22 protein-coding genes are annotated in these 21,703 nt (G+C 44.7%); 5 read left to right on the forward strand and 17 right to left on the reverse strand.

Going from position 1 to position 21,703, the window contains the following annotated elements:
• Window positions 1-640: 640 nt before the first annotated feature.
• From AB6E54_RS18925 to AB6E54_RS18990, 14 genes are all read right to left on the reverse strand, one after another.
• Window positions 641-1,777 carry a flagellin gene (locus tag AB6E54_RS18925; protein WP_017064128.1) on the reverse strand — a complete coding sequence of 379 codons (1,137 nt, stop codon included), beginning with the start codon at window positions 1,775-1,777 and terminating at the stop codon, window positions 641-643.
• A 418-nt stretch (window positions 1,778-2,195) separates the two neighbouring features.
• On the reverse strand, window positions 2,196-3,386 hold the full coding sequence (flgL, locus tag AB6E54_RS18930; protein ID WP_017064129.1) for a flagellar hook-associated protein FlgL: 1,191 nt from the start codon (window positions 3,384-3,386) through the stop codon (window positions 2,196-2,198).
• A gap of 10 nt (window positions 3,387-3,396) precedes the next feature.
• Complete coding sequence (gene flgK / locus AB6E54_RS18935) at window positions 3,397-5,277, reverse strand: flagellar hook-associated protein FlgK (RefSeq protein ID WP_017067655.1); 1,881 nt, start codon at window positions 5,275-5,277, stop codon at window positions 3,397-3,399.
• Between the two features lie 220 nt (window positions 5,278-5,497).
• Window positions 5,498-6,415 (reverse strand): flagellar assembly peptidoglycan hydrolase FlgJ, encoded by a 918-nt coding sequence (flgJ, locus tag AB6E54_RS18940; RefSeq protein WP_017064131.1) that lies wholly within the window; start codon window positions 6,413-6,415, stop codon window positions 5,498-5,500.
• 10 nt (window positions 6,416-6,425) lie between these two features.
• A complete protein-coding gene (locus AB6E54_RS18945; protein WP_017062257.1) occupies window positions 6,426-7,517 on the reverse strand; it encodes a flagellar basal body P-ring protein FlgI in 1,092 nt (363 codons plus the stop codon).
• 94 nt (window positions 7,518-7,611) lie between these two features.
• Window positions 7,612-8,388, reverse strand: a complete 777-nt coding sequence (gene flgH, locus AB6E54_RS18950; protein ID WP_017062258.1) for a flagellar basal body L-ring protein FlgH — start codon at window positions 8,386-8,388, stop codon at window positions 7,612-7,614.
• Between the two features lie 88 nt (window positions 8,389-8,476).
• Window positions 8,477-9,265, reverse strand: a complete 789-nt coding sequence (flgG, locus tag AB6E54_RS18955) for a flagellar basal-body rod protein FlgG (protein ID WP_017062259.1) — start codon at window positions 9,263-9,265, stop codon at window positions 8,477-8,479.
• A gap of 21 nt (window positions 9,266-9,286) precedes the next feature.
• Complete coding sequence (gene flgF / locus AB6E54_RS18960) at window positions 9,287-10,036, reverse strand: flagellar basal-body rod protein FlgF (RefSeq protein WP_017056855.1); 750 nt, start codon at window positions 10,034-10,036, stop codon at window positions 9,287-9,289.
• 251 nt (window positions 10,037-10,287) lie between these two features.
• On the reverse strand, window positions 10,288-11,592 hold the full coding sequence (gene flgE / locus AB6E54_RS18965; RefSeq protein WP_017062260.1) for a flagellar hook protein FlgE: 1,305 nt from the start codon (window positions 11,590-11,592) through the stop codon (window positions 10,288-10,290).
• A gap of 49 nt (window positions 11,593-11,641) precedes the next feature.
• On the reverse strand, window positions 11,642-12,355 hold the full coding sequence (gene flgD, locus AB6E54_RS18970; RefSeq protein WP_010439286.1) for a flagellar hook assembly protein FlgD: 714 nt from the start codon (window positions 12,353-12,355) through the stop codon (window positions 11,642-11,644).
• Window positions 12,356-12,372: 17 nt separating this feature from the next.
• On the reverse strand, window positions 12,373-12,786 hold the full coding sequence (gene flgC, locus AB6E54_RS18975; protein WP_004736176.1) for a flagellar basal body rod protein FlgC: 414 nt from the start codon (window positions 12,784-12,786) through the stop codon (window positions 12,373-12,375).
• Window positions 12,787-12,790: 4 nt separating this feature from the next.
• Window positions 12,791-13,186: a flagellar basal body rod protein FlgB gene (gene flgB, locus AB6E54_RS18980; protein WP_004736175.1), complete on the reverse strand. Its 396-nt coding sequence runs from the start codon at window positions 13,184-13,186 to the stop codon at window positions 12,791-12,793.
• A 255-nt stretch (window positions 13,187-13,441) separates the two neighbouring features.
• Window positions 13,442-14,269 (reverse strand): protein-glutamate O-methyltransferase, encoded by an 828-nt coding sequence (locus AB6E54_RS18985; RefSeq protein WP_229647685.1) that lies wholly within the window; start codon window positions 14,267-14,269, stop codon window positions 13,442-13,444.
• 11 nt (window positions 14,270-14,280) lie between these two features.
• On the reverse strand, window positions 14,281-15,207 hold the full coding sequence (locus AB6E54_RS18990; RefSeq protein ID WP_017066180.1) for a chemotaxis protein CheV: 927 nt from the start codon (window positions 15,205-15,207) through the stop codon (window positions 14,281-14,283).
• A 77-nt stretch (window positions 15,208-15,284) separates the two neighbouring features.
• On the opposite strand from AB6E54_RS18990, the gene flgA reads away from it, so the two are divergent.
• From flgA to AB6E54_RS19005, 3 genes are all read left to right on the forward strand, one after another.
• Window positions 15,285-16,031, forward strand: a complete 747-nt coding sequence (gene flgA / locus AB6E54_RS18995) for a flagellar basal body P-ring formation chaperone FlgA (protein ID WP_017064135.1) — start codon at window positions 15,285-15,287, stop codon at window positions 16,029-16,031.
• Between the two features lie 178 nt (window positions 16,032-16,209).
• Window positions 16,210-16,527, forward strand: coding sequence for a flagellar biosynthesis anti-sigma factor FlgM (gene flgM, locus AB6E54_RS19000; RefSeq protein WP_017062263.1), 318 nt, complete (start codon window positions 16,210-16,212; stop codon window positions 16,525-16,527).
• 66 nt (window positions 16,528-16,593) lie between these two features.
• Window positions 16,594-17,019: a flagella synthesis protein FlgN gene (locus AB6E54_RS19005; protein ID WP_017064136.1), complete on the forward strand. Its 426-nt coding sequence runs from the start codon at window positions 16,594-16,596 to the stop codon at window positions 17,017-17,019.
• 257 nt (window positions 17,020-17,276) lie between these two features.
• Here AB6E54_RS19005 and flgP read toward each other — a convergent pair whose 3' ends face one another.
• Complete coding sequence (gene flgP, locus AB6E54_RS19010; protein ID WP_017062265.1) at window positions 17,277-17,708, reverse strand: flagellar assembly lipoprotein FlgP; 432 nt, start codon at window positions 17,706-17,708, stop codon at window positions 17,277-17,279.
• A gap of 9 nt (window positions 17,709-17,717) precedes the next feature.
• A complete protein-coding gene (locus AB6E54_RS19015; protein WP_017064137.1) occupies window positions 17,718-18,353 on the reverse strand; it encodes a FlgO family outer membrane protein in 636 nt (211 codons plus the stop codon).
• A gap of 192 nt (window positions 18,354-18,545) precedes the next feature.
• Between AB6E54_RS19015 and AB6E54_RS19020 the strand changes: the two genes are divergently transcribed.
• Both AB6E54_RS19020 and AB6E54_RS19025 read left to right on the forward strand, forming a co-directional pair.
• Window positions 18,546-19,679 carry a flagellar assembly protein FlgT gene (locus AB6E54_RS19020; RefSeq protein WP_017062267.1) on the forward strand — a complete coding sequence of 378 codons (1,134 nt, stop codon included), beginning with the start codon at window positions 18,546-18,548 and terminating at the stop codon, window positions 19,677-19,679.
• A 139-nt stretch (window positions 19,680-19,818) separates the two neighbouring features.
• On the forward strand, window positions 19,819-20,325 hold the full coding sequence (locus AB6E54_RS19025) for a hypothetical protein (protein ID WP_017062268.1): 507 nt from the start codon (window positions 19,819-19,821) through the stop codon (window positions 20,323-20,325).
• A 128-nt stretch (window positions 20,326-20,453) separates the two neighbouring features.
• On the opposite strand, the gene AB6E54_RS19030 is transcribed toward AB6E54_RS19025, so the two are convergent.
• A complete protein-coding gene (locus tag AB6E54_RS19030; RefSeq protein ID WP_017062269.1) occupies window positions 20,454-21,695 on the reverse strand; it encodes an NAD(P)/FAD-dependent oxidoreductase in 1,242 nt (413 codons plus the stop codon).
• Window positions 21,696-21,703: the final 8 nt, after the last annotated feature.

The raw sequence follows: 21,703 nt of genomic DNA on the forward strand, positions 1-21,703 counted from the left end.
CTCCAATTGATTTTCCGGTATAGCGGTTTCCGACGTCTCGGAAAACCAAGTAGTTCTCTCAAAGTTACTTTTAATAACGGCTCGAAAATCAGAAGCTTTAGAAAAACTTTCAAAAAACCACAAAAAAAATATTAATCTAATATTTATCAACAACTTAATTTTCATCATTTTCTAATACAGCGATAGATTTCAATTGGAAAAAGATCTTAATCTGTTCAGAAAGCGTACGAACCGCCGTCTAAATGGCTCAAGGTCGAGAAATGATCAATCGCCAAAGATCTCTGACTTACGCAAATCTTGTGTAATAGATGACATTATTTGTCGTGAAGAAGAACCATCAAATAGAGATTTGGAAAAGGTAGTGCGAGAAAGTTCACAGGAAAATAAATAGCAAAAACAAGAAATACAGAAAGGAAAAAGCCCCTTTTCCTTTGAGAGAACCGGGGCTAGTTGGCGCGTCAGAGCCTGTGTGGAGATCATCGAGAAATGAACACATTTCCGACTTGCCGTTGCATTCTTACTGCAAAAATGGATAGCAGGTGAGAGATGAGAGAGCTAAACATTCAATAGTAAGTATGCTTGCCAGTTTCCCTTGCTGCATGGCTCACGTCTGAACACGAGCAGCAAGTTCAACCAATAACTATTGCAATAATGACATTGCAGAGTTAGGCAACTGTTTTGCTTGAGCAAGTATTGAAGTACCTGCTTGTTGCAGAATTTGTGATTTGGTCATTTGCGTCGTCTCTTTCGCAAAGTCCGTATCTTTGATTCGGCTGTTTGAAGCGTCTACGTTCTCTTGTACGTTTGCCAAGTTATTAATACTGTGGCTTAGACGGTTCTGTTTTGCACCCAAATCAGCACGCTGTGAATCCACGTACTTCATTGCAGAATCAATCACGCTGATCGCGTTCTGTGAACCCGCAACGCTGGTTAAGCTAACATCTTGAACCGAGGTTGCGCGGCCTTCACTCTTAATACCTAGCTCAGACGCTAGACCACCAGAGATAGACATTGGGCCGTCAAGGTCAGGTTCAGCAACGAACAGTTGAATGCGACCATCATCAGTAACCGATGCGTTCACAAGATCAGACTGACCATTAATGTAAGTCGCAAGCTCTTCGATATCATCGCCCGCTTTGGTATTGATATCTAAAACGATGTCTTCACCCGCTTTGGTTTTGAATTCGAACTTAAGATCGCTCGCTGTTGGCGGCACTTCCCAGTTCTTATCTTTCGCGTTTTCTGAATCGAACGTCGTGCCACCCATACGGTAGTCATCTGCACGGATACTCGTCAGAGCCATGATCATTGCTTCACCAGAGTTAGAACCGATCTGGAATGAAGCTTCACCGAATGAACCGTTCAGTAGACGACGACCACCAAACGATGTGGTTTCCGCAATACGGTTAAGCTCATCTTGAAGTGCCATTGACTCTTCGTTCAGTGCAGTACGCTCTGCCGGCGAGTTAGTGCCGTTTGATGATTGAATCGCTAGATCACGCATACGTTGTAGTACGTTAGTCGATTCGTTCATCGCGCCTTCTGCTGTTTGAGCAATCGAAATACCGTCGTTGGCATTACGCATTGCCACATCAAGACCACGAGACTGAGCGGTTAGACGGTTCGAGATTTGCAGACCTGCCGCATCATCTTTCGCGCTGTTGATCTTGTGACCAGATGACAAACGCTCCATAGAAGTCGCTAAGTCATTAGATGCTTTATTCAGGTAACGCTGTGCTGTCATAGCAGATACGTTAGTGCTTACATTGATAGCCATTTTGCTCTCCTTATGAGTTCGCAAAGTTTCTGCGAAGCGGCCAGCTTTACTCTCATATGGATAAGCACTGACCGTGTATTACTCGATAAACCCTATACAAGGTTTAAGATCTGTATTAATCATTTATAACCAACACAGATACAAGTTGTATGCCAAGTTTAATATCATATAAATAATTTTTTAATTATCTAAAAATCAGAAGCTTACAAACAACACTGCGCAATTATGATTTTCTACTATTAGAAGATGAAAAACATTCACCTTCCTTATTGCCGTTTTTTGCCGCTATTCTAGAAACATCATGCTTCGTACAAAAAAGCGGCAAACTGTGGCGTCATTCGCACGTATGGCATAGCACATACGGCAAGGAATCAACGCCATGGTGATCGACAAGCCACCATTAAATACCGATTGATCATTAAATATAGTTAAACAAGGTCAGGTCTTTGGTTTTGCCAAACGCTTGTTGAGAAGCTTGTAGTGCTCGAGAGTTTTCATTGAACTCAATGATCGCTTTCGAGTAATCCAAGTCTTCAAAGTTGCTTTTTGCTTTTGCTAAAGACAACTTGAAATCTTCATGTTGTTGCTCTTGAATATCCAAAGTACTCAAGCGTGCACCAACATCGGTTCTTGCCTTGGTCAAATGGATAAATGCAGCGTGGAACTCTTCAGTTACTTGGTGCAGTTTCGCTGTTGCTGATGCATCCGATACCGGGTTTTCAGCCTGCTCAGCAGCCTCTTTGAACGTATCAAAGATAGAGAAAGTCTCTCGTGGTTCTAAGGTGATCGAATCACCTTTAGTGATTTGGCCTTTGATTTGAATATTCAGCCCTTCATAAACAATGCCTGTCGAAGGATCAAAATCTTCTGCCGCAACCACTGCGCCGTCTTTTTCAAGCTGATAAGCGAAATTGCCCGTCTGCATGTCGACAAACGTCACTTTATAAGTAGACCCATCTTCATCGCTGTTGGTCGCACGCCCGAGCAATAACTCAGACGCAGGTTCAAGCTCGTACTGAGGTTCGTAGTCACCGAACGGGTTGTCTATTTCCATAAACATCTTGCTGCCCGGATCATTCATTGCCATTTCAAAGCTGCTTGCCACACGCATCTTGCGTTGGTAGTCATCACCTTGATATGTCACATTCCCTTCGTTATCTCGAAAGAAAGGCTGATTTTTCGGCTTAGTGCCTGCAAACGTGTAGTTACCCGACTCATCTTGAGAGTTGGCTAAATGCAGGAAGTTATTCGCCAGTTCTTGAATTTCACGCTTCTTAGCTAAACGGTCTTCCGGAGAAAGCGCACCGTTGATCATTTCCATCACGGTTCGTTTTGCTTCATCAGCAAAGCCTTCAGTGTTAGAAACCAATACTTCATGATGCTCAAGACGGTTTCTGACTAGAGTAATCGCATCGACATACTGTTTAAGCTGTTCTGACTGCTGACCAATGTTCTGTAAATAGTGCGTCGCTAATGGGTCATCACTTGGCGACTGTAACTTCTTACCCGAAGCAAGTTGTGCTTGGTTGTGATGCACCTTGTTCTCTTGACGGCGCAAGTCGTTTTGTACTGACTGATAATTATGGAAGCTAGAGATACGATTCAACATTTATACCTTCCTATCTCAGAGCCAAAATAGTGTTAAACGTATCGTTGGCTGCTTGCATGATACGTGAAGAAGCCATATACGCTTGCTGAAATTTCATCATGTTTGCCGCTTCTTCATCGAGGTTTACTCCCGAGATAGAAGCAATACGTTCTTGAGCCGACTGTTTTTCTAATGTCGCAATATCACTCAGGCGATTTGCCGTTGAAGACTTCAAGCCCGTATTAGTATTCAAGTTGTGGTAAAGGTCTAAAATCGTAGACTCACCATCATTCAACAGCTTTCCTGTTTGAAGATCTTGTAGCTTACGCAGGTTACCGTTGTCACCTTCTGATGGGACAAGGTTTGCCGTAAACTTATCATTTGCCACCGCACCGGGTGTGAGCTCAAACGTTGTACCGTTGATGGTCACTGGCCCTTGTGGCGGATACGGTTGAGGCTGCATTAAAATGTTACCCTTCGGATCCGTCACAGCAAACTGCTCACCTTTTGGTGAGACAATCACTTCAAACTCACGCAGTTGACCTGCTTCTAGGATTTTAAATCCCGCTGTACCCTTGGCAAACGTGGTCGATGCCTCATAACTTTGCGCAGCAATGTCTTTCGGGTCTTTGGTTTCCATATGAATCTGCGCAGCAAAATTACGCGTTGGACGCAGTAACAGTTTCTCTCCTAGTTCAGGAGGGTTACGTACTTCCACTCGCATGCCATCAAGATAAAAAGCACTACCGCTAGAGTCGGTCGCCATCTTAACGGTCTCACCGTTCGGCTTAGTCACGACATAATCACTGCCATCGTATTTCAGTCCATACTCACCGCCTTTTAAGGCAGAAGTATCATCAATGTATACCGCAACATCGGCTTTCGATTGCCCGCTAGCCGTGACACGAGATTTTGCCACCAGCTCTGAGTTCACGTCGGTAAACAAGTCCTTACCTACGTTGCCGTTAAGATCCAAACCTTGTTCTTGAAGACTATTGACCTCATATGAAAACGCGGTCGCCAAACGACCAAGCTCATCCATGATTGCTGGGATATGTTCGTCACGCATGTCTAGCATGGCGCCGATTTTTCCGTCGATATCACTGCTGGTGATCGGTTTTAAAGACTTACCTTCAACAATCGCTAGGCGGCGCTGATGTGCATCGGGTAAGCCATCAACCATCTTCAGCTGACTCGCTTCACTACCAGAGACCAAGGTATGGCCATTACCAATATGGACATTAAACCCTTCGGCATTTGAGCGTGGTGTCACCGTAACTTTGGTGTAACCAGAAAGCTCATTAATCAACTTTTCATGCTGATCTCGTAGGTCATTATGAGGCCCAGGAGTTCGCATCATTAAACGCTGAACATCACGGATCTCGTACGCAAGTTGGTTAACTCGCTCGATACCCATATCTAATTTTTTATTCGTAGAATCAGACTGTTGACGAACTGTTTCATGAAATTCATTCAAGGTTTTAGTTACAAGCCCTGCTTTCTCTAACACGACCTTACGCGCACCCACATCATTTGGGGTATCGGCCAGAGTCTTAACGGAATCAAACCATTCGTTGAGGTTTTCTGGAATCTTCTTTGAAGCGACCGACGACAACATGCTCGACAGCATATCGAGGTTGGCTTCGGTATCGCCTTTGTTGGCGGCATTGGTTGTCGATAAGTTAAGTTCTTTGACGGCAAACTGATCCCAAGAGCGGCGAACATTTTCCACATGTACCCCCATACCGTAGGATTGCCCACCATACTGGCGCGGGTCATTCACACCTTGAATCACAGACTGGCGGCTATAGCCCTCTGTGTTAGCGTTAGAAATGTTATGACCTGTGGTGTTGAGCTGTCTCTGAGCCGTAAGAACACTTTGTGCCCCTACATTCAGAAGATCCGACGCCATAATGCCCCCAAAAAACTTAACAAAACCAGAATGAACTGATTAACTACAACCGTATATTACTAAGATAATTGCAATATATGTGCCAACAAAAACAATAGGAAATTAAAAGACGATAATTTATTGAAGTGTAAGGAGATAACTATGGATTACGCGTAAGAACTGAAGGGGCGGAGAAGAAAAGAGCCTGCCAGTAGCAAGCTCTCTATGTTGATTTATGACGCTAGTTCATCTCATCAATCTTGGCTTTAACTCGTAAAACCTTGTCTGCATAGTTAGGGTCAGTTGCGTAACCAGCCTGATGAATACCTTTGATGAAATTCTCTGAATTGCCTTGATGCTGTAGCGCCGTTTCGTATCTTGGATTTTCGTTCAAGAACTTCACGTAATCATTAAAGCTATCTTCGAAATTAGAGTAAGAACGGAAGGAAGCTGACTCTTTAACGGCGGTTTTGCCATGGAACTCAAGAGTTTGAGTCGCGACCTTATCGCCCTTCCAACTTCTATCTGCTTTGATGTTAAATAAGTTATTGCTGTTGCCCAAAGAGTTCTTAACCATTTTAGAACCCCAACCCGTTTCAAGGGCAGCTTGTGCCAATAGAAGAGACGAGTCCACACCAAGCGCACTTGCCGCTTTTTCCGCGTAAGGCTTCATTGAGGTCACAAACGATTCTGGAGAATCAAAGGATACTGGCTGTTTTGCTGCTTGCGCAGGTTGAACGTCTGACGCTCGCTCTTCCGAACGGCCTGAATATTGCGGTCTTTGCAATGAAGCATCAAAGCCTTCACTGCGAACCTTCTCTTCAGACGTATCGCTTGCTTGGCCAGCGCTTAGTTGAGCCACGATCATATCTGCAAGACCTAATGAACCTGAAGCGCTTAACTCACTCGCCATTTGGTCATCTTGCATCTGACGATAGAACTGCTCGTTCTGGCTGTTCAACATATCCGACTTAAAGCTCGAGTTAGCATCGCGCATTGACTTAAACAACATCGAGGTGAAAATCGATTCAAACTGTTTTGCCGCCGCGGTTAATGCTTCTTTCTCGCTACCTTCTTCACCGTTTACCGCTTGTTGACGAAGACGGTCTAAACTACCGATGTCGTGAATAAAGCCGATGTCATTGTTATTCTTAATCATGCTTTATTCCTTAGATAATGATCAATTGGCCTTCAATCGCACCCGCTTGTTTCAGTGCTTGAAGGATTGCCATTAAATCAGAAGGTGCAGCGCCCACTTCATTGACTGCGCGTACCAAATCGTCCAGCGTTAGGCCAGGTTCAAATTTGAACATCTTACCATCGCCTTCCGTGATTTCGATATCAGAATCAGGGACCACTACCGTTTGGCCACCAGAGAATGCATTCGGTTGGCTTACGTTTAGATTTTCTTTAATTGCAACCGTCATACCACCGTGGGTGACCGCCGCCGCTTTTAGGCGAACGTGCTTACCAACCACAATCGTACCTGTACGAGAGTTGACGATGATTTTTGCAGAGCCTTCAGCAGGGTCGAACTCGATGTTTTCGATAGCCGACAAGAATGCTACACGCTGGCTGATTTCACGCGGTGCACGAACTTTTACTGAAGTTGCGTCTACCGCTGAAGCCATTTGTGGGCCTAGGAAATTATTAACCGCATCAGCCATACGCTGAGCCGTTGTGAAATCTGATTGGATTAGGTTGAAGGTGATGTAGTCACCACGACCGAATGGCGTTGGGATCTCTTGTTCAACCGTCGCACCGCTAGAGATGATACCAACGTTAGGGTTGTTACCGACAATCTTAGAACCGTCGTTACCTTGTGCACTAAAGCCACTTACCACCAAGTTACCCTGCGCGACCGCATACACTTGACCGTCTAGACCTTTCAAGAAGGTCTGTAGCAAGGTACCACCACGAAGGCTTTTTGCTGAACCGATAGAAGAAACGGTTACGTCAACTTCTTGGCCTTGCTTAGAGAATGCTGGCAGTTCAGCAGTCACAATAACAGCCGCGACGTTTTTGGTTTTTGGCTTAGTGCCGGGCGGCAATTGGATGCCAAAATTTTGCAGCATTGCGTTAAATGTTTGATCGGTAAAGGGAGTTGTCTCACCAGTACCCGGCAAGCCCGTGACCAAACCATAACCGACAAGTTGGTTACTACGAACACCCGCCACTTTTGCCACGTCTTTGATTCGCGCAGCATGGGCACTGGTGGCAAGAAATAGCATGCCGAATAGTACGAGTGTCAGTTTTTTCATTGAGTAACCTGTCTGTATTGCTTTAATTTATAATAGCTTAGCTAAATGTGGCTCAGTGATAGAGGCTGTCAGTATGTCGTCGTCCTATCAAGCTCTACAGAGATACATTAAAGAATCGTGCCAAGAATCCAGGCTCTTGCATATCTTTCTGCACGCCCGTGCCCGAGTACTGAATTCGTGCGTTAGAAACACGGTTTGAAGCGATGGTATTTTCAAAATCAATATCATCAGGACGGATGGTGCCGCTTAGGCGGATATACTCATCGCCTGTGTTCAGTGTCATCCACTTCTCACCACGAACCACTAGGTTGCCATTGGCTAATACTTCGATCACTTCTACGGTGATATAGCCGCTGATGCTGTTACTTTGGTTGGCTGACGCATCACCAGCGAAGGTATTGGTGTTGCTCAGATCGTAAGAGAAGTTGTACTTATCGATCGTCAGCTCTTGACCACCAACAGCCAGCGGCTCCATCGATGCATCATTCGACTTAGACATGTCTGCGTTGGCTTTTTTGGTCGCTCGAGTATTCTCATCTAGCGCTACAGTGATGATGTCACCAATACCACGAGGCTTTGAGTCGTCATACATGCTGCCAATGTGGTTCACATTAAACAGTGAGCCCGTTGCCGCTGCATAATGCTCTGGCTTCTGCTTGGGGTTGATTGGCGCCCATGCAGGGTCACCAGCAATTGGATCGGTTCGCCCACGAAGCGTGTCGATAATTCCTGAACTTTCTTCTGCCGACTTATCGCCTTCAACCGCATCAACCACTGTGGTCGCGTTCTCTTGTGCTGGCGTCTCAATTGGATCCAGTACTGTACAACCAGTCATCGAAGCTAACAGGGCTAAACAAAAAATACGTTTCATGGCGATATACTCTCAGCAGGCAGTGGTAAATGGGTCAATTAGCAAAAACAGATAGATTAATTAAAAAAGTAAACGGCGAATAAACCAATTACAGCTGTTGGTTAACAAAGCTCATCATCTTGTCTACTGACGAGATAACTTTCGAATTCATTTCGTATACACGCTGAGCTTCAATCATGTTTACCAGCTCTTCGGTTACGTTTACGTTCGATGTTTCTAGCATCGATTGGCGGATGTTACCCAGGCCATCAAAACCCGGTACACCCTCTTGTGGGTCGCCACTCGCGCCAGTTGGCAAATAAAGGTTTTGACCTACTGGCTCTAGACCACCTGGGTTTACAAAGTCAGTAATGGTAATTTGACCAACCACGACGTTGTTTTGCTCGCCACGTAGACGAACCGATACTTCACCGTCGTTACCAACCGTTACCGAGATCGCGTCTTCAGGAATCACAATTTCTGGTTGTAGAGGATAACCTTGGCCCGACGTTACGATCGCGCCTTCACCGTTCAGTGTGAACTGACCATTGCGGCTGTAACCTGTTTCACCGTCTGGCATTTCAACTTGGAAGAAACCGTCGCCTTCAATCATCATGTCTAGGCTGTTAGATGTCGTTTGTGCGTTACCGTGAGTGTGCACTTTTTGAGTCGCGACGACCTTAGAACCGGCACCCAGCATCAAACCACTTGGCAGCTCAGTATTCTGAGACGATTGACCACCCGGTTGATTAATATTCTGGTAGAACAGATCTTCAAATACCGCGCGGCTCTTTTTAAAACCAATGGTTGAGGCGTTGGCAAGGTTGTTCGAAATCGTTGAGATATTGGTTTGTTGGGCGTCTAAACCCGTTTTACTTACCCATAATGCTGGATGCATAGCAATGTCCTTTAAATTCTATTAGCTCATACGAAGCAGTGAATCAGACGACTTGTCCATTTCCTCTGCTGTGCTCATCATTTTGACCTGCATTTCAAACTGACGTTGTAAGTCAATTAGGCTGGTCATTTCACCTACGGCATTTACGTTACTGCCTTCGATAGCACCTTTTAGCAACGTTACCGCTGCATCTGCTTCGTATGCCTGATCTGGGTTTTTCGAACGGAATAGACCATTCGTGTCTTTAAACAAACTTTGGTTGTCTGGACGTACAAGCTTAATACGATCAACCACGGCCAATTCTTCAGCTGGAGCGCCTTGAGGAATGACAGAGATCGTACCGTCTGTACCAATTTCTACTTTGCTGATTGGGATTGGCAGCGTGATTGGTGCATCGTTTTCACCAAGCACTAAGTGACCGCTTGCGTTGGTTAGTAAACCGTTTTGGTCAACCCTTAGGTTACCGTTACGTGTTAAACCTTCACGGCCAGTATTGTCCATCACTGAAATCCAACCATCACCTTGAATGGTAACGTCTAGATCTCGGCCAGTAGTAACCACACTACCCTGAGCGAAATTATGACCCGGACGCTCTGTCATGCTGAAAACACGAGTAGGCATGCCTTCGCCATACGCTTGCATTGAACGTGCCTGTGCTAAATCAGCACGGAAACCCGTTGTACTTACGTTGGCAAGGTTGTTTGCACGTAGCTGCAAAGCTTGCATATTTTGCTTAGCGCCACTCATGGCAAGAAACAGTGCGCGATCCATAATTTTGCTCCAAAAATCATCTTCTGGGGCTAATAAAGCAAACCCTGTGCCAATATTTTTAACTGTTATTTATCAATAATTTAAATAGAAAACGAACAAGAAGGGTGATCATCAAAGGATCATTGAGGAAGAATTGTTGCCAGTGGCATTACCGGGCGGCAATAGGGGCGGCAAATAAAAAGACAAACAACAATACCCAATTCAATAACATTGAATTGGGTATTCGCAGATGATTCAAACGCTTTAAACGATTAACGAATCTGAAGAATATTCTGTTGTAGCTGGTTGTGTACTTCTAGAGAACGCGAGTTCGCCTGGAAGTTACGTTGAGCAGAAATCAAATCAACCAGTTCTTGAGTCATATCGATGTTCGACTGCTCTAGTGAGCCGTTGTTGATGCTACCAAATGAACCTTTGTTCGATTCACCCCAGATCTTGTCACCAGAGTCGTTGGTAGAATCCCATTGAGTACCGCCTTTCTTATCCAGACCTTGCTCATTTGGTACACGAACCAAGCCTACACGGCCAAGCATCACGTTTTCACCATTTGAGTAAGTACCTAGAACACTGCCGTACTCATCGAAATCGATTTTTGTTAAGAAACCTGTTGTCGCGCCATCTTCATCAAACTTAGTCAATTCAAACGGAGCGGCAAACTGAGTTGACGAATCTAGACCAAACTTAAGCACTTGAGTTGGATCAGCACCGTTCAAGTCAATTGGGTTCGCGCCAGCACCCAGTGGTTCCGAGTTAATCGGCTGACCATTGTTTAGGCTTGCTAACGTACCGTCATTGTTGAACTTCATTGTGTGACCAACATGACCTTGTGCATTCGTCGCATCACCACCAGTAATGTTGACCGGCTTTTCACCGTTCTCATCTGACATGGTGTAGTACGTTTGCCAAGTGTTTGGTTGAGTCTGATCTTTGAGGTAGTAAGTCGTTAACTTGTAAGACTGACCCATAGAATCGTATACCGTCGAAGACGTTGCACGGTTATAAGTATCAGCATCTTTGAAGTTAAATGCAGCCGGGTCTTTAAGATCACCGTTTGCAGGAAGGTTAACCCCTACTTCAATGTTTTCTGTCTGTTTTGGCTTACCAAACTCAGCAGGAATGTCGAGAGGCTTTGGCGCGTAAGAAAGAACTTCACCCGAGTTTGGATCAACATCGTAACCTAAAAGAAACTCATCGTTAGCGGTAACCATGTAGTTGTCTTTGTTTAGGTGAAATGCACCATTACGCGTTAATTCGTTAATCTCTGGCACCATGCGGTCTTTCGATACTGCAAAGAAACCTGTACCACTTACACGTAAGTCCATTGGGTTGTTCGTATAAATACTTGAACCTTCGTGGAACTGTTGCGCCACTTGGCTAGCTTGCGCACCGCCACCTGCCGTCGTTTTTGCGTTAGTGAACAACGAGCTTGAATAAACATCACCGAACTCGGCACGAGACTCTTTAAAGCCAAATGTGTTTGCGTTCGCAATGTTGTTACTGGTTGTATTAAGGTCTAATTGTGCAGCGGATAGGCCGCTTAAAGCTACATATGACATTCCATTATTCTCCTAATCTATCTAGCTAGCATAGTCACTCAATAAAGAGCTACGCTTTACCAACTTCTAGTACTTCAGCAAGTCGTACTGGCGATGTGAAACCAGCCAGATTGAGTAGTACGTTGCCATCGCCCTTACCAAGAAGCACACTGTTCACGTTCGCATAACTGGAAACTTGGAACTCTGTGTTCTCGCCATCCAGCAAACCCGACGCTTTCACGTTGTATTTACCGGCCGGCAATGGGTTACCGTCTTCGTCTTTTCCGTCCCATTCAACACGTGTATCACCAGATGGTTTAGAGCCGATATCAAATGTGCGAACCAATTGGCCAACTTCGTTCTCAACACGGACCATTACATTGTCCATTGCCTGAGGAAGCTTAACCATTGCCGCCATACCGCCATCACCGGGTTTTACACCTGCCGCACCAGGAACCAATACATCACGCCCAACTAAAGAGGAGGCCTGAAGAGCTTGGTTAGAGGTCATTGATGAATTCAAGCTTTCAAACTGTGTATTCATTTTGCCAATGCCATCTACGGTCGCAAATGAAGCCATTTGCGCAATCATCTGGTCATTGCTAACCGGCTTGAAAGGGTCTTGTTGTGCTAGTTGCTTAGTCAACAAAGATAAGAAGTCTTCTTGTTTAAGATCCTGCTTACCTGTTGTTTCGTCGGGCTTTTTAGCGCCATCTTGAAGACTCTTCAGCTGGTCAACATAGGACAAGCCGCTTTGACCAACATTGTTGTTGATTCCAGCCATGTGCTACCTCCTTATCCTTATTGACCCATCTGCAGCGTACGCAGCAGCATTTGTTTACTCGAGTCAGCAACCTGTACGTTTGTTTGGTACGCACGTGATGCCGAAATCATGTTTGCCATTTCTTCCATAACGTTGACATTAGGCTTGTAGATATAGCCTTCGTTGTTCGCTAATGGGTGATCCGGGTTGTACTCCGCGCTTAGCGGCTTATCGCTTTCCACAATACCTAATACTTTCACAGGCACAGTGTGACCACTGTTGCGTGCTTTATTTAACTCAGCGCCGAACACTGCGTGACGAGCCTTGTAAGTTTCTTCAGCAGAACTACTTACACTGTCCGCGTTCGCAAGGTTGCTCGAGGTCGTATTTAGACGAACAGATTCAGCACTCATCGCAGAACCAGTCACATTGAATACATTGAATAAACTCATCTAATTATTCCCCTTTAATCGCTTTAGTTAAATTCTTGAACTTACTTCCTAAGAAGTCGAGAGAGGCTTGATGCCTAATTTGGTTTTGCATGAAAAGGTTTCTTTCCAAATCCAAATCAACCGTGTTGCCATCTCCTGTATCAGGTTGGGTAGGAATGCGATACTTCGTTTCCCCGTTCACCGTTGTTGAGGCAGAAATGTGCCGACCATCTGTACGGCTAAGACCAATGCTTGCCCCAGAACTTGCCGCTTGCAGTGATTTCTTAAAGTCTAATCCCTTTGCTTTATACCCAGGCGTGTTTGCTTGCGCGATATTGGTGGAAAGCACCTCAGCGTTACGCTCACGTACACCAACTGTGTGCTGGTGAATGCCCAAAGCATTGTCAAAAGAAATAGCCATGTAAACCTCAACTCAAGAACTGACTGTTATGAAATAACCAAAGCAATATATATACCAACTTTTGAAACAAGGCGGTCTATCAATGCTTTTACAGGTTACTCGTGGGTAAACTTGCAATAAACAAGCCAAAAAATAGAGTAAATTGGAATGTCACTCTGACTTAAAGATATAGCTTAAGCAGGAAAAAGAAAACCCAGCACTTGGCTGGGTTTTAAATTTAGACGGTAACCTTACACCTAATATCGGTGCCGCTCGTTACTTTAATTTGTAGATGATGCCTGGATTACAGCGAACCATTTCAAAACGATCGGTTAAGCCTGTTAACGATTCAGACGCGCCCAATAGTAAGTACCCACCAGGGTTCAGGCTATTTGCCATCTGGTTAAGTACCTTTGACTTCATATCAGGCGAGAAGTAAATCAGCACGTTACGACAGAAAATAATGTCGAACTTGCCTAACAATGCATAGCTGTCCATCAGGTTCTGAGGGCGGAAGTTCACCATGCGCTTGACGTTATCTTTCACTTTCATACGGCCATCGCCCGCATCTTCAAAGAAAGTACGACGGCGCTCTGGAGAAAGTCCACGTCCCAATGCAAGGTTGTCGTAAGCGCCAGTGCGGCACATATCCAACATACTTGCTGAGATGTCAGTTGCGGTAATCGATACATTTGGCAGCATACCTGGCTTACGAGCTTGAGTTTCAAGAATCGTCATTGCCATTGAGTATGCTTCTTGGCCTGAAGAGCTTGCCGCAGACCAAATCTTAATAGGACGTTTATTTGCCGCTATTTCCGGTAGAAGCTTATCCGCAAGCACAACAAACGGGTAAGTATCACGGAACCAAAGTGTCTCGTTCGTCGTCATGGCATCGACAGCAGCCACACGCAGCTCACGGTTTCGACCTGTTACTACATCTCTCAACAAATCAGACAAAGAAGCTAACTTAAACTTCGTTACTAATGGGCTTAGACGACTGCGCACTAAATACTGCTTGCTGTCACCTAATACAATGCCACATTGAGATTCTAAGAAACGGCTGAAATCGCGATACTCTTGATCACTTATTGTTATAGCAGTCATTAATGTCTCTTTTAGTTAGTTAACGCAGCTTTTACAGCTGCACCAAGCTCATCTGGGTTGAATTTAGCGATGAAGGAGTTAGCTCCAACACGCTCAACCATGGCTTGGTTAAATACACCACTCAAAGATGAGTGTAAAATTACGTATAAATCTTTAAGTTCGGCGTGACGACGAATCTCAGCAGTCAGCGTGTATCCATCCATTTCTGGCATTTCGATATCAGAAATAACCAATGAAATCTGATCGTAAATACTGCCTTCTGATGACATCTGTATCAGCTTCTCGTAGGCTTCTTTACCATCCTTCACCGAGATAACTTCAAAACCAATCGACTCAATAGCACGTTGAACCTGCTTACGAGCAACGGTCGAGTCATCAGCAATCAAGATGCGGCGAACCAGTTCTTTCTCTTGTTCTACTTTCGCAATATCTTCAGCAATCTTGCTGTCCATTGTTTCATCAACAGGAGAAATTTCTGCAAGGATCTTCTCAACATCAAGAATTTCTACCAATTCATTATCAATGTTGGTTACCGCTGTCAGGTAGTTAGCTCTACCTGCGCCATCTGGCGGCGGAAGAATCGATTCCCAGTGCATGTTAATAATGCGCTCAACTGAACTTACCAAGAAACCTTGAATGGTTCGGTTAAACTCAGAGATAACCACAAAACACTTTTCAATATCCGTTGTAGGACGGCCACCAATCGCTAAGCTCAAGTCGATCACAGAGATCGTTTGGCCACGAATGTGTGCTACACCTTTAACCAGTGGGTTCAAGTTTGGCATCTTTGTCAGCTTAGGGCATTGCAGCACTTCTTTTACTTTAAAGACATTAATGCCGTAACGCTGACGCCCCATTAGGCGAAAGGTTAGTAATTCTAATCGGTTTTGACCGACGAGTTGCGTACGCTGATTCACCGAATCAAGAATACCCGTCATGAGCTCATCTCCATATCAAACTTTTTTGTATAAAAAGTGTTAGTCTACTGCAGGCTACGAACCACCAGAGAAACGGAATGACGTATTATAAAACAAATTTGCCACCTCTTTCCATAGCAATGTGTAGAGCTACTTTTAAAACTGTCGCTAAGTTTATCGGCATTTTATCAATATTGTTTAGTTTTTTTGTACAAGCTGCGACCCCAGAACAAATTGAGATGATTCAGTCTGCAGCGGAGCAACATATCCTTGATACAGTTGAGCAGCCACAAGGTGGCGAACTCTTTGTTAATTCAGCAAATGTTGACTCAAGAATCAAAGCGACAGACTGCCCAGTGCCTTTAGAGACCAGCGCTTCAACGACCACCAATACCCGCAGCAGTATTACGGTTTTAGTTCAATGTGTTCCTGATGAGTGGCGAGTTTATGTACCGGTGCGCCTTTCGATGTCGGTGCCTCTTGTCACCACCACTCGCTCACTCGCGAGAGGCGAAATCGTCGGTCAATACGATGTCACCACCGCTATGATTTCTCTTAACAAGTTTCGTCGCCAAGGTTTCACAGCTCCACATCAGGTCATCGGCGCTAAGGTAAAAAAGAACCTAAGACCGGGCGATGTTGTAGAAAGAGGTGATATCTGTGTCGTGTGCCGAAACGAGAAGGTTATCATACAGGCAGTAAAAGGTGGCATGACCATTACCACCAAAGGAACTGCGCTTACCGATGGCTCTATGGGTGATCAAGTAAGAGTGAAAAATGATAAATCACAGCGTATAATTGAAGGGATTGTTACCAGCATGTCTGAAGTCACGGTTTACTTTTAACTCTTTACTTATAAATTGACGGTATCGTTAGCGATTTCACCCTCAACTCTAACGCCAAATATAACGGCTGCGGTGTTTTGTCCCTTTTCGACTATTGAGCTAAAAATTGCTAAAGTATTCGAACCCTTGGTCGATATTGACTGTACAGGTTCCCATTTTTGAAGAAAAAGGCTTAACTATGGCAGGCATTGATAATATTCGTTCAGGGCAAACCCTAACGACCACTAACCGATCAGCAGTACGCTCTGATTCTAGTTCTGAGGCATCACGCTCTGATGTATCAACTAAATCACCAGCAAGCAAAGATGCGGTTTCACTGAGCCAACAAGGCAAAGCGATTGGTCAGCTCCACCAAGATATGGCAGCACAGCCAAGCTTTGATTCTGTGAAAGTAGCAGCGATCAAAGAAGCAATTGCGAATGGTTCATACACTGTCGATCCAGAGAAACTGGCTGACAACATGATCAAGTTCGAAGATGAATTAAAAGGCCTTTAAGAAAACACTAACTTTTCATTGAAGTTATTGTCTTAAAGTACACGAGGTTATGAATAGGTTTACGTTATGGCGGCACTAGCAGATTTAGTTAATTTTCAACTTCAAAATGCCAAAGCCTTATCTGAATTACTAAGTTCAGAGAAAACCGCTATTACGAGCCGACAATCAAACGATATTGAGCGAATCGCCAAAGAAAAAGTGGTCCTAGTTGAACAACTAAGATCAACCGATCAGCGAATCGCAGCCCATACCAATATCTCAGAACTGACCGAGAACCCTGAACTTGCTCAGTTAGTCACTAAGATCCAGTCCATAGTGCACGATTGCCAGCAAGCGAACCTTGTGAATGGCGAAGCCTTAAATCGAGCGCACCTTAGCTTCAAAAAACTCAGCAATATGATGCAGCAAAGTCACGGAAAAATTGGCATGACCTACAATGCCGGTGGTCAAACGCATACTATCTCTACGCTGGGAACCAACGTAAAAGCCTAGTTAAGTTAACTCTTCCTCTTCAGTAATACCCCTTGTTAACCGTTTATCTGTATCTCAGACTATTCCTGTCGTTATCTTTTATTAAAACACCTAATCAGCCTTTGAACGCCCTGACAAAATCGATAAACAAAAAAGCGGCAAGTATTTTCATACTTGCCGCTTTTACATTCATATTAGTTATTGGTTGCCGATACGCCATCTGGAAAACGAAAGCAGCCAATATAACTGGATAGTCCTATCGCTAGACGCCCCTTGGGCTAGAACAGCGTTTGTTGTCTCTTTTCAGGTACAGGTTGAACTTCACCGTAATTACGTAACTGTTCCATCTTACGGATATCAAGCTGAAGCTCAGTAACATAGCTATCGCCCACAGGGTAGCTGCGTACAACTTCTGCACCGCGGATTACGCCATCAACCGCACCAGAAGTACGTTCCGTACCAAGGCGTTGATCTTCAAGCTCTGCCCGACCACTCACTCGCATACCGTAAACTTGTTCTGCAAGTTCACGATAGGCGTCGATCTTAGAAGCTCTCATCGCACGGATACGTCTTTCTTCATCGTTACGTCCTTTCTGCTCACTGATACTCGCGTAGCCAACGGCAACTAAGTAGTCGTCTGGCCTCATGTTTTGCAGTGGCTGACAGCCAACAAGCAGTAAAGCGGCAACAACAAATATTAACTTCTTCATCTCGAACTCCTAAGGGCGAAGAATAACAGTATAAGGCTGGCTGATCGTTGGGTCAGAACGAATGATAACGCCATCTTGAGTTCGAATACTGTTTAGAGTATCTAGGTCACGACCAATACGGTCTGCAGGCAAGAAGCCTTGTGCCGTCGCCACGACAATGCGAGTTTGCATGCCAACAACACGAGCATTGACTAACACACCACCTTCTTGGCGAAGCATAGTGCCTGTCAGTACGTACTGTACGTCTTGTTCTTGAGCTAAGTCTTTCCAATCGCGGCTTAACGCAAAGTCACCTTGATGAGTCACTTGAATAGAACCTGTTGTTTTGAAATCAACCACCTTGAAGCCACGACGCTGAAACTGATGAATGAAGCCTTCTGATACCGAGTTGCCTAGCCAGTTCGTTGTGTCCATGTGCTGCAGGTCCACAAACGAAGTAATTGCTATTGGCGTTCTCGCTGAGATACTCGTATTCGAAATGATCAGATCTTCGGTCATACTTTCCACGAAGAAATCCATGGTATGACGAGGGCTATCCATCAACATAAACTGACTGCCTGAATATTCAGACTTGCCGTTATAGATTGGCGAATAAGCGCATGAGGTCAACAACATGACACTCATTACTACGAGCCATTTTTTCATTCTCTTATCTCCAGATAGGTTTAGTGCTCCCTGTTCCAATATGTTCTCACCATTATTCTTTTCAATGGATTACAATGTTGGAACAGTCTTTGCTTTTCATTAATGGTTCAGATTAAGAAAAACGCACTTAAGTCAGCTTCAAGCTTATAATTATTTGTTAAGCAATATTTATACCCAACTGGTAAAGAATAGATGAAAAAAATAATTTCTTACTTATTTTCAATAAGTTCACTGATAACCATAAGCTTCAGTGCTCATGCCTCTTGGTATGAGGTTACCGGTACCGCAGCCATCGTATCGTCAGAGGAAACGGCAAGGGTCCATGCTCTGGAAGACGCGGTATATAAAGCGATCCAGTTCTCAGGAGCCGACATTGGTAGCATTGCCAACCTCACGCCCTACCTCGACGCAAACAAAAAAGAGTTTCAATTTACCAATCATGAAGTGCGCTACATCTTGGTAGAAAAAGAGAAAAAACGCAGTGGCAATATAATGATCACCGCAAGGATCGATATCTATCCTTCGGCAAATGCTTGCCATGAGAGCCAATATAAGAAGACATTTTTGGTCGGCAACATCGATGTGACTTCCCCACAGCAAGCTGTAATGGGCAGAATCTATAACATCGGTGATGATTTTGGTCATGTCGTAGATCGACAGCTGGCGCAAGAGTCTCGCAGCTTTGTTTCCGTTGGCACGACCAATTACGACATCGACAAACGTCGACCTGAAGTGATCAAGATGATCGCCCAAGACACTGGCGCACAATACATCATTGGTGGCGACATTACCGATTTAACCGCGACCATCGAGTCCAAACTGTTGAAAGACGACATCATCAATCGCCAGTTTGCGTTAGAGATGCAAGTCTTCGATGGTAAAACAGGACATCAGGTTTACAACCGTAGCTATCGTGAAGTGGCAAAGTGGCCATTTGCTAAGACCAGTGAAGTCGACACCCGCAGTGCCCGTTTCTGGGCATCAACCTACGGCAGCATGATGCTGCGTGTTAGCCGTAACATTATGTTGGACTTAGAATCGGAAGTGTCATGTAAGATCACCCTTCCAGAGGTTGCAGCGGTATTTGGTAACACTGTGACCATTGATTTAGGTCGAATGCATGGCGTACAACAAGGTGACAAGTTGCAACTGTGGCACACAGGTTCGTTTATCGACCAACGCGGTTTGCCACGCAACAAGGTTTCTCAAAGCGACATCACACTGACCGTTTCTCGCGTTTATGAAAACGAAGCAGAACTGACGATCGACCAACCAAGCCTTGCTGGAAGCATTCAAATTGGTGATGTGATGCAGAAAATCATGTAGTTAGCGACACGCCCGCCTCACAGTTTCTAATAAAGCCTTAGCACTTTTGTTAAGGCTTTATTTTTTTCATGGGTATTAGTTTCGGTTTTGCAGTATTTGGCGTAATCTTATTAATAACATAATCATCACTTAGCAAACTATGAGTCAGAATAATCTAATTGGTGCTACCGGTTACCGCTTTATCTCGAAAGGTAAAACCGCTTTTAAGATCCACATTCATACTCCCGAAGATACGGTGTTGCATCGGTCGGTCGGTTTTGTTCGTATGGGTGAAGACAAAGCACTGAAGAAAACCATTAAATTAAGAGATGAACTGGGCAGACAGCTATGGGGCAAATTTTGGCCCAAAGTCCTCAAAGAGCCCTACCTGATGACGCGCCTGCCTCATAGTCTAGAACCCAAAATTGTATTCAAACCAAATCCAACTCAGAGTGATCCCGAACACCGCGACGAATGCTACATCGCTAAGTGGCGTGTATTCTCAGAAAACGGCGACTACAAATACAAAACTAAGGTGTGCTCCATTAGAAAGCACGGCAGACTTGCCGCTTACAGCCAAACCAAACGTGCGCTGCTTGATGCTCACAAAGACGTAATTGATCTACTTATATTTATGGGACGATTGAACAGCATCGACTTAAAATAGGCTTAAATCCGATTAAGCTGACCGCCCATATTTTTCAGATACAAAAACAGCCGCACATTGCGGCTGTTTTTAATTTATGACGATCCATCGTGGCAATTTAGAGTATTGCTACATACAAAATCGATTACCTAGTTTCGGCATATCTCAGCCAGTGTCGCCAATCGGCGCTTAGACTCTTTCACATAAGGGTTGGCTTGATCCCATGCGTAACCCGCCAGAATTGAGCACACCATCTGCTTAATCTTTGGATTTGGATCTTGATAGAAAATCACATCCTGCAAAGTACCTGAGTACCACCCCTCAACATACGTTCTAAAGGTGTTTACACCAACCATCAAAGGAGCGGCATAATCGCGTTCCCAATCTACCTTCTCACCGTTAAGTTGCTTTTCGACACACTCAACCGCAAACTGTGCCGACTTCATCGCAATCGTCACGCCTGACGAGAACACCGGGTCAAGGAACTCGCCGGCATTGCCAAGCAACGCGTACTTATCCGTCGCCAAATGTTTTACATTGGCAGAATAGCCACCAATTTCACCCGCAGGGTTTGGATACTCGGCGCTTGCCAGTATCTCAGCCAAGCCCGGCTCTTCCGCTGCCAGCTGTTTAATTGCAGCAATCTTGTCTTCTGGATAGGACTCAAAGAACTTAGGCTCTCCTACGACACCAAACGAAGAGACACCGTTACTAAACGGGATCAACCAATACCAAACATCAGGGTTGGTTGGATGCACAGAGATAAGAATTTTATTTCGGTCATATTCAAGATCGGTATCCACCTCTGCAATATGATCGTTAATGTGCGTAAAAATAGCTTTGCGTGGAGGGAGCGATGACGGCTCTGCCAAGTTAAGCATTTTTGGTAGCACTCGACCAAAACCACTGCCATCCAGAACGTATTGCGCTTCTATCTGATAACGCTCTCCACCCAGCACTTGTACATCTAAAATGGTGCTGTCGTCGGTGAAATTAATGCCCATTAACTCATGTTGGTAATCAATGCAGACACCCTGCGCCTCAGCCGTATCTGCCAAAACCTTATCAAAGGCACCTCGCTGAACCTGAAACGTAGTTCCAGGGCCAGAAGAGAACTTGTCTTCAAAATTAAACGCCGTATAAACGCCATTTTTGCGAAAGGCAGCGCCATCTTTGTATTGGAAGTTAGCGTTGATCACTGCGTCAGTCATCCCAGCCTGTTCAATCACTTCCATACAAGCTGGTAATAGGCTTTCACCAATAGAAAAGCGAGGGAATACGCTCTTTTCAATCACTCGAACATCGATGCCTTTTTTATGAAGTAAAGACGCAGCAATAGACCCTGATGGCCCAGCTCCGATGATCACCACTTGAGTTGATAGTTTTTTCATTATTTAAG

It is taken from the genome of Vibrio sp. 10N.247.311.49, assembly GCF_041467655.1.
Taxonomy (GTDB): domain Bacteria; phylum Pseudomonadota; class Gammaproteobacteria; order Enterobacterales; family Vibrionaceae; genus Vibrio; species Vibrio crassostreae_C.

Coding starts and splice junctions, on each gene's coding strand:
- AB6E54_RS18925 (WP_017064128.1), bottom strand. CDS start 1,777: ATGGCTATCAATGTAAGCACTAACGTATCTGCTATGACAGCACAGCGT.
- flgL (WP_017064129.1), bottom strand. CDS start 3,386: ATGTTGAATCGTATCTCTAGCTTCCATAATTATCAGTCAGTACAAAAC.
- flgK (WP_017067655.1), bottom strand. CDS start 5,277: ATGGCGTCGGATCTTCTGAATGTAGGGGCACAAAGTGTTCTTACGGCT.
- flgJ (WP_017064131.1), bottom strand. CDS start 6,415: ATGATTAAGAATAACAATGACATCGGCTTTATTCACGACATCGGTAGT.
- AB6E54_RS18945 (WP_017062257.1), bottom strand. CDS start 7,517: ATGAAAAAACTGACACTCGTACTATTCGGCATGCTATTTCTTGCCACC.
- flgH (WP_017062258.1), bottom strand. CDS start 8,388: ATGAAACGTATTTTTTGTTTAGCCCTGTTAGCTTCGATGACTGGTTGT.
- flgG (WP_017062259.1), bottom strand. CDS start 9,265: ATGCATCCAGCATTATGGGTAAGTAAAACGGGTTTAGACGCCCAACAA.
- flgF (WP_017056855.1), bottom strand. CDS start 10,036: ATGGATCGCGCACTGTTTCTTGCCATGAGTGGCGCTAAGCAAAATATG.
- flgE (WP_017062260.1), bottom strand. CDS start 11,592: ATGTCATATGTAGCTTTAAGCGGCCTATCCGCTGCACAATTAGACCTT.
- flgD (WP_010439286.1), bottom strand. CDS start 12,355: ATGGCTGGAATCAACAACAATGTTGGTCAAAGCGGCTTGTCCTATGTT.
- flgC (WP_004736176.1), bottom strand. CDS start 12,786: ATGAGTTTATTCAATGTATTCAATGTGACTGGTTCTGCGATGAGTGCT.
- flgB (WP_004736175.1), bottom strand. CDS start 13,186: ATGGCTATTTCTTTTGACAATGCTTTGGGCATTCACCAGCACACAGTT.
- AB6E54_RS18985 (WP_229647685.1), bottom strand. CDS start 14,269: ATGACTGCTATAACAATAAGTGATCAAGAGTATCGCGATTTCAGCCGT.
- AB6E54_RS18990 (WP_017066180.1), bottom strand. CDS start 15,207: ATGACGGGTATTCTTGATTCGGTGAATCAGCGTACGCAACTCGTCGGT.
- flgA (WP_017064135.1), top strand. CDS start 15,285: ATGACGTATTATAAAACAAATTTGCCACCTCTTTCCATAGCAATGTGT.
- flgM (WP_017062263.1), top strand. CDS start 16,210: ATGGCAGGCATTGATAATATTCGTTCAGGGCAAACCCTAACGACCACT.
- AB6E54_RS19005 (WP_017064136.1), top strand. CDS start 16,594: ATGGCGGCACTAGCAGATTTAGTTAATTTTCAACTTCAAAATGCCAAA.
- flgP (WP_017062265.1), bottom strand. CDS start 17,708: ATGAAGAAGTTAATATTTGTTGTTGCCGCTTTACTGCTTGTTGGCTGT.
- AB6E54_RS19015 (WP_017064137.1), bottom strand. CDS start 18,353: ATGAAAAAATGGCTCGTAGTAATGAGTGTCATGTTGTTGACCTCATGC.
- AB6E54_RS19020 (WP_017062267.1), top strand. CDS start 18,546: ATGAAAAAAATAATTTCTTACTTATTTTCAATAAGTTCACTGATAACC.
- AB6E54_RS19025 (WP_017062268.1), top strand. CDS start 19,819: ATGAGTCAGAATAATCTAATTGGTGCTACCGGTTACCGCTTTATCTCG.
- AB6E54_RS19030 (WP_017062269.1), bottom strand. CDS start 21,695: ATGAAAAAACTATCAACTCAAGTGGTGATCATCGGAGCTGGGCCATCA.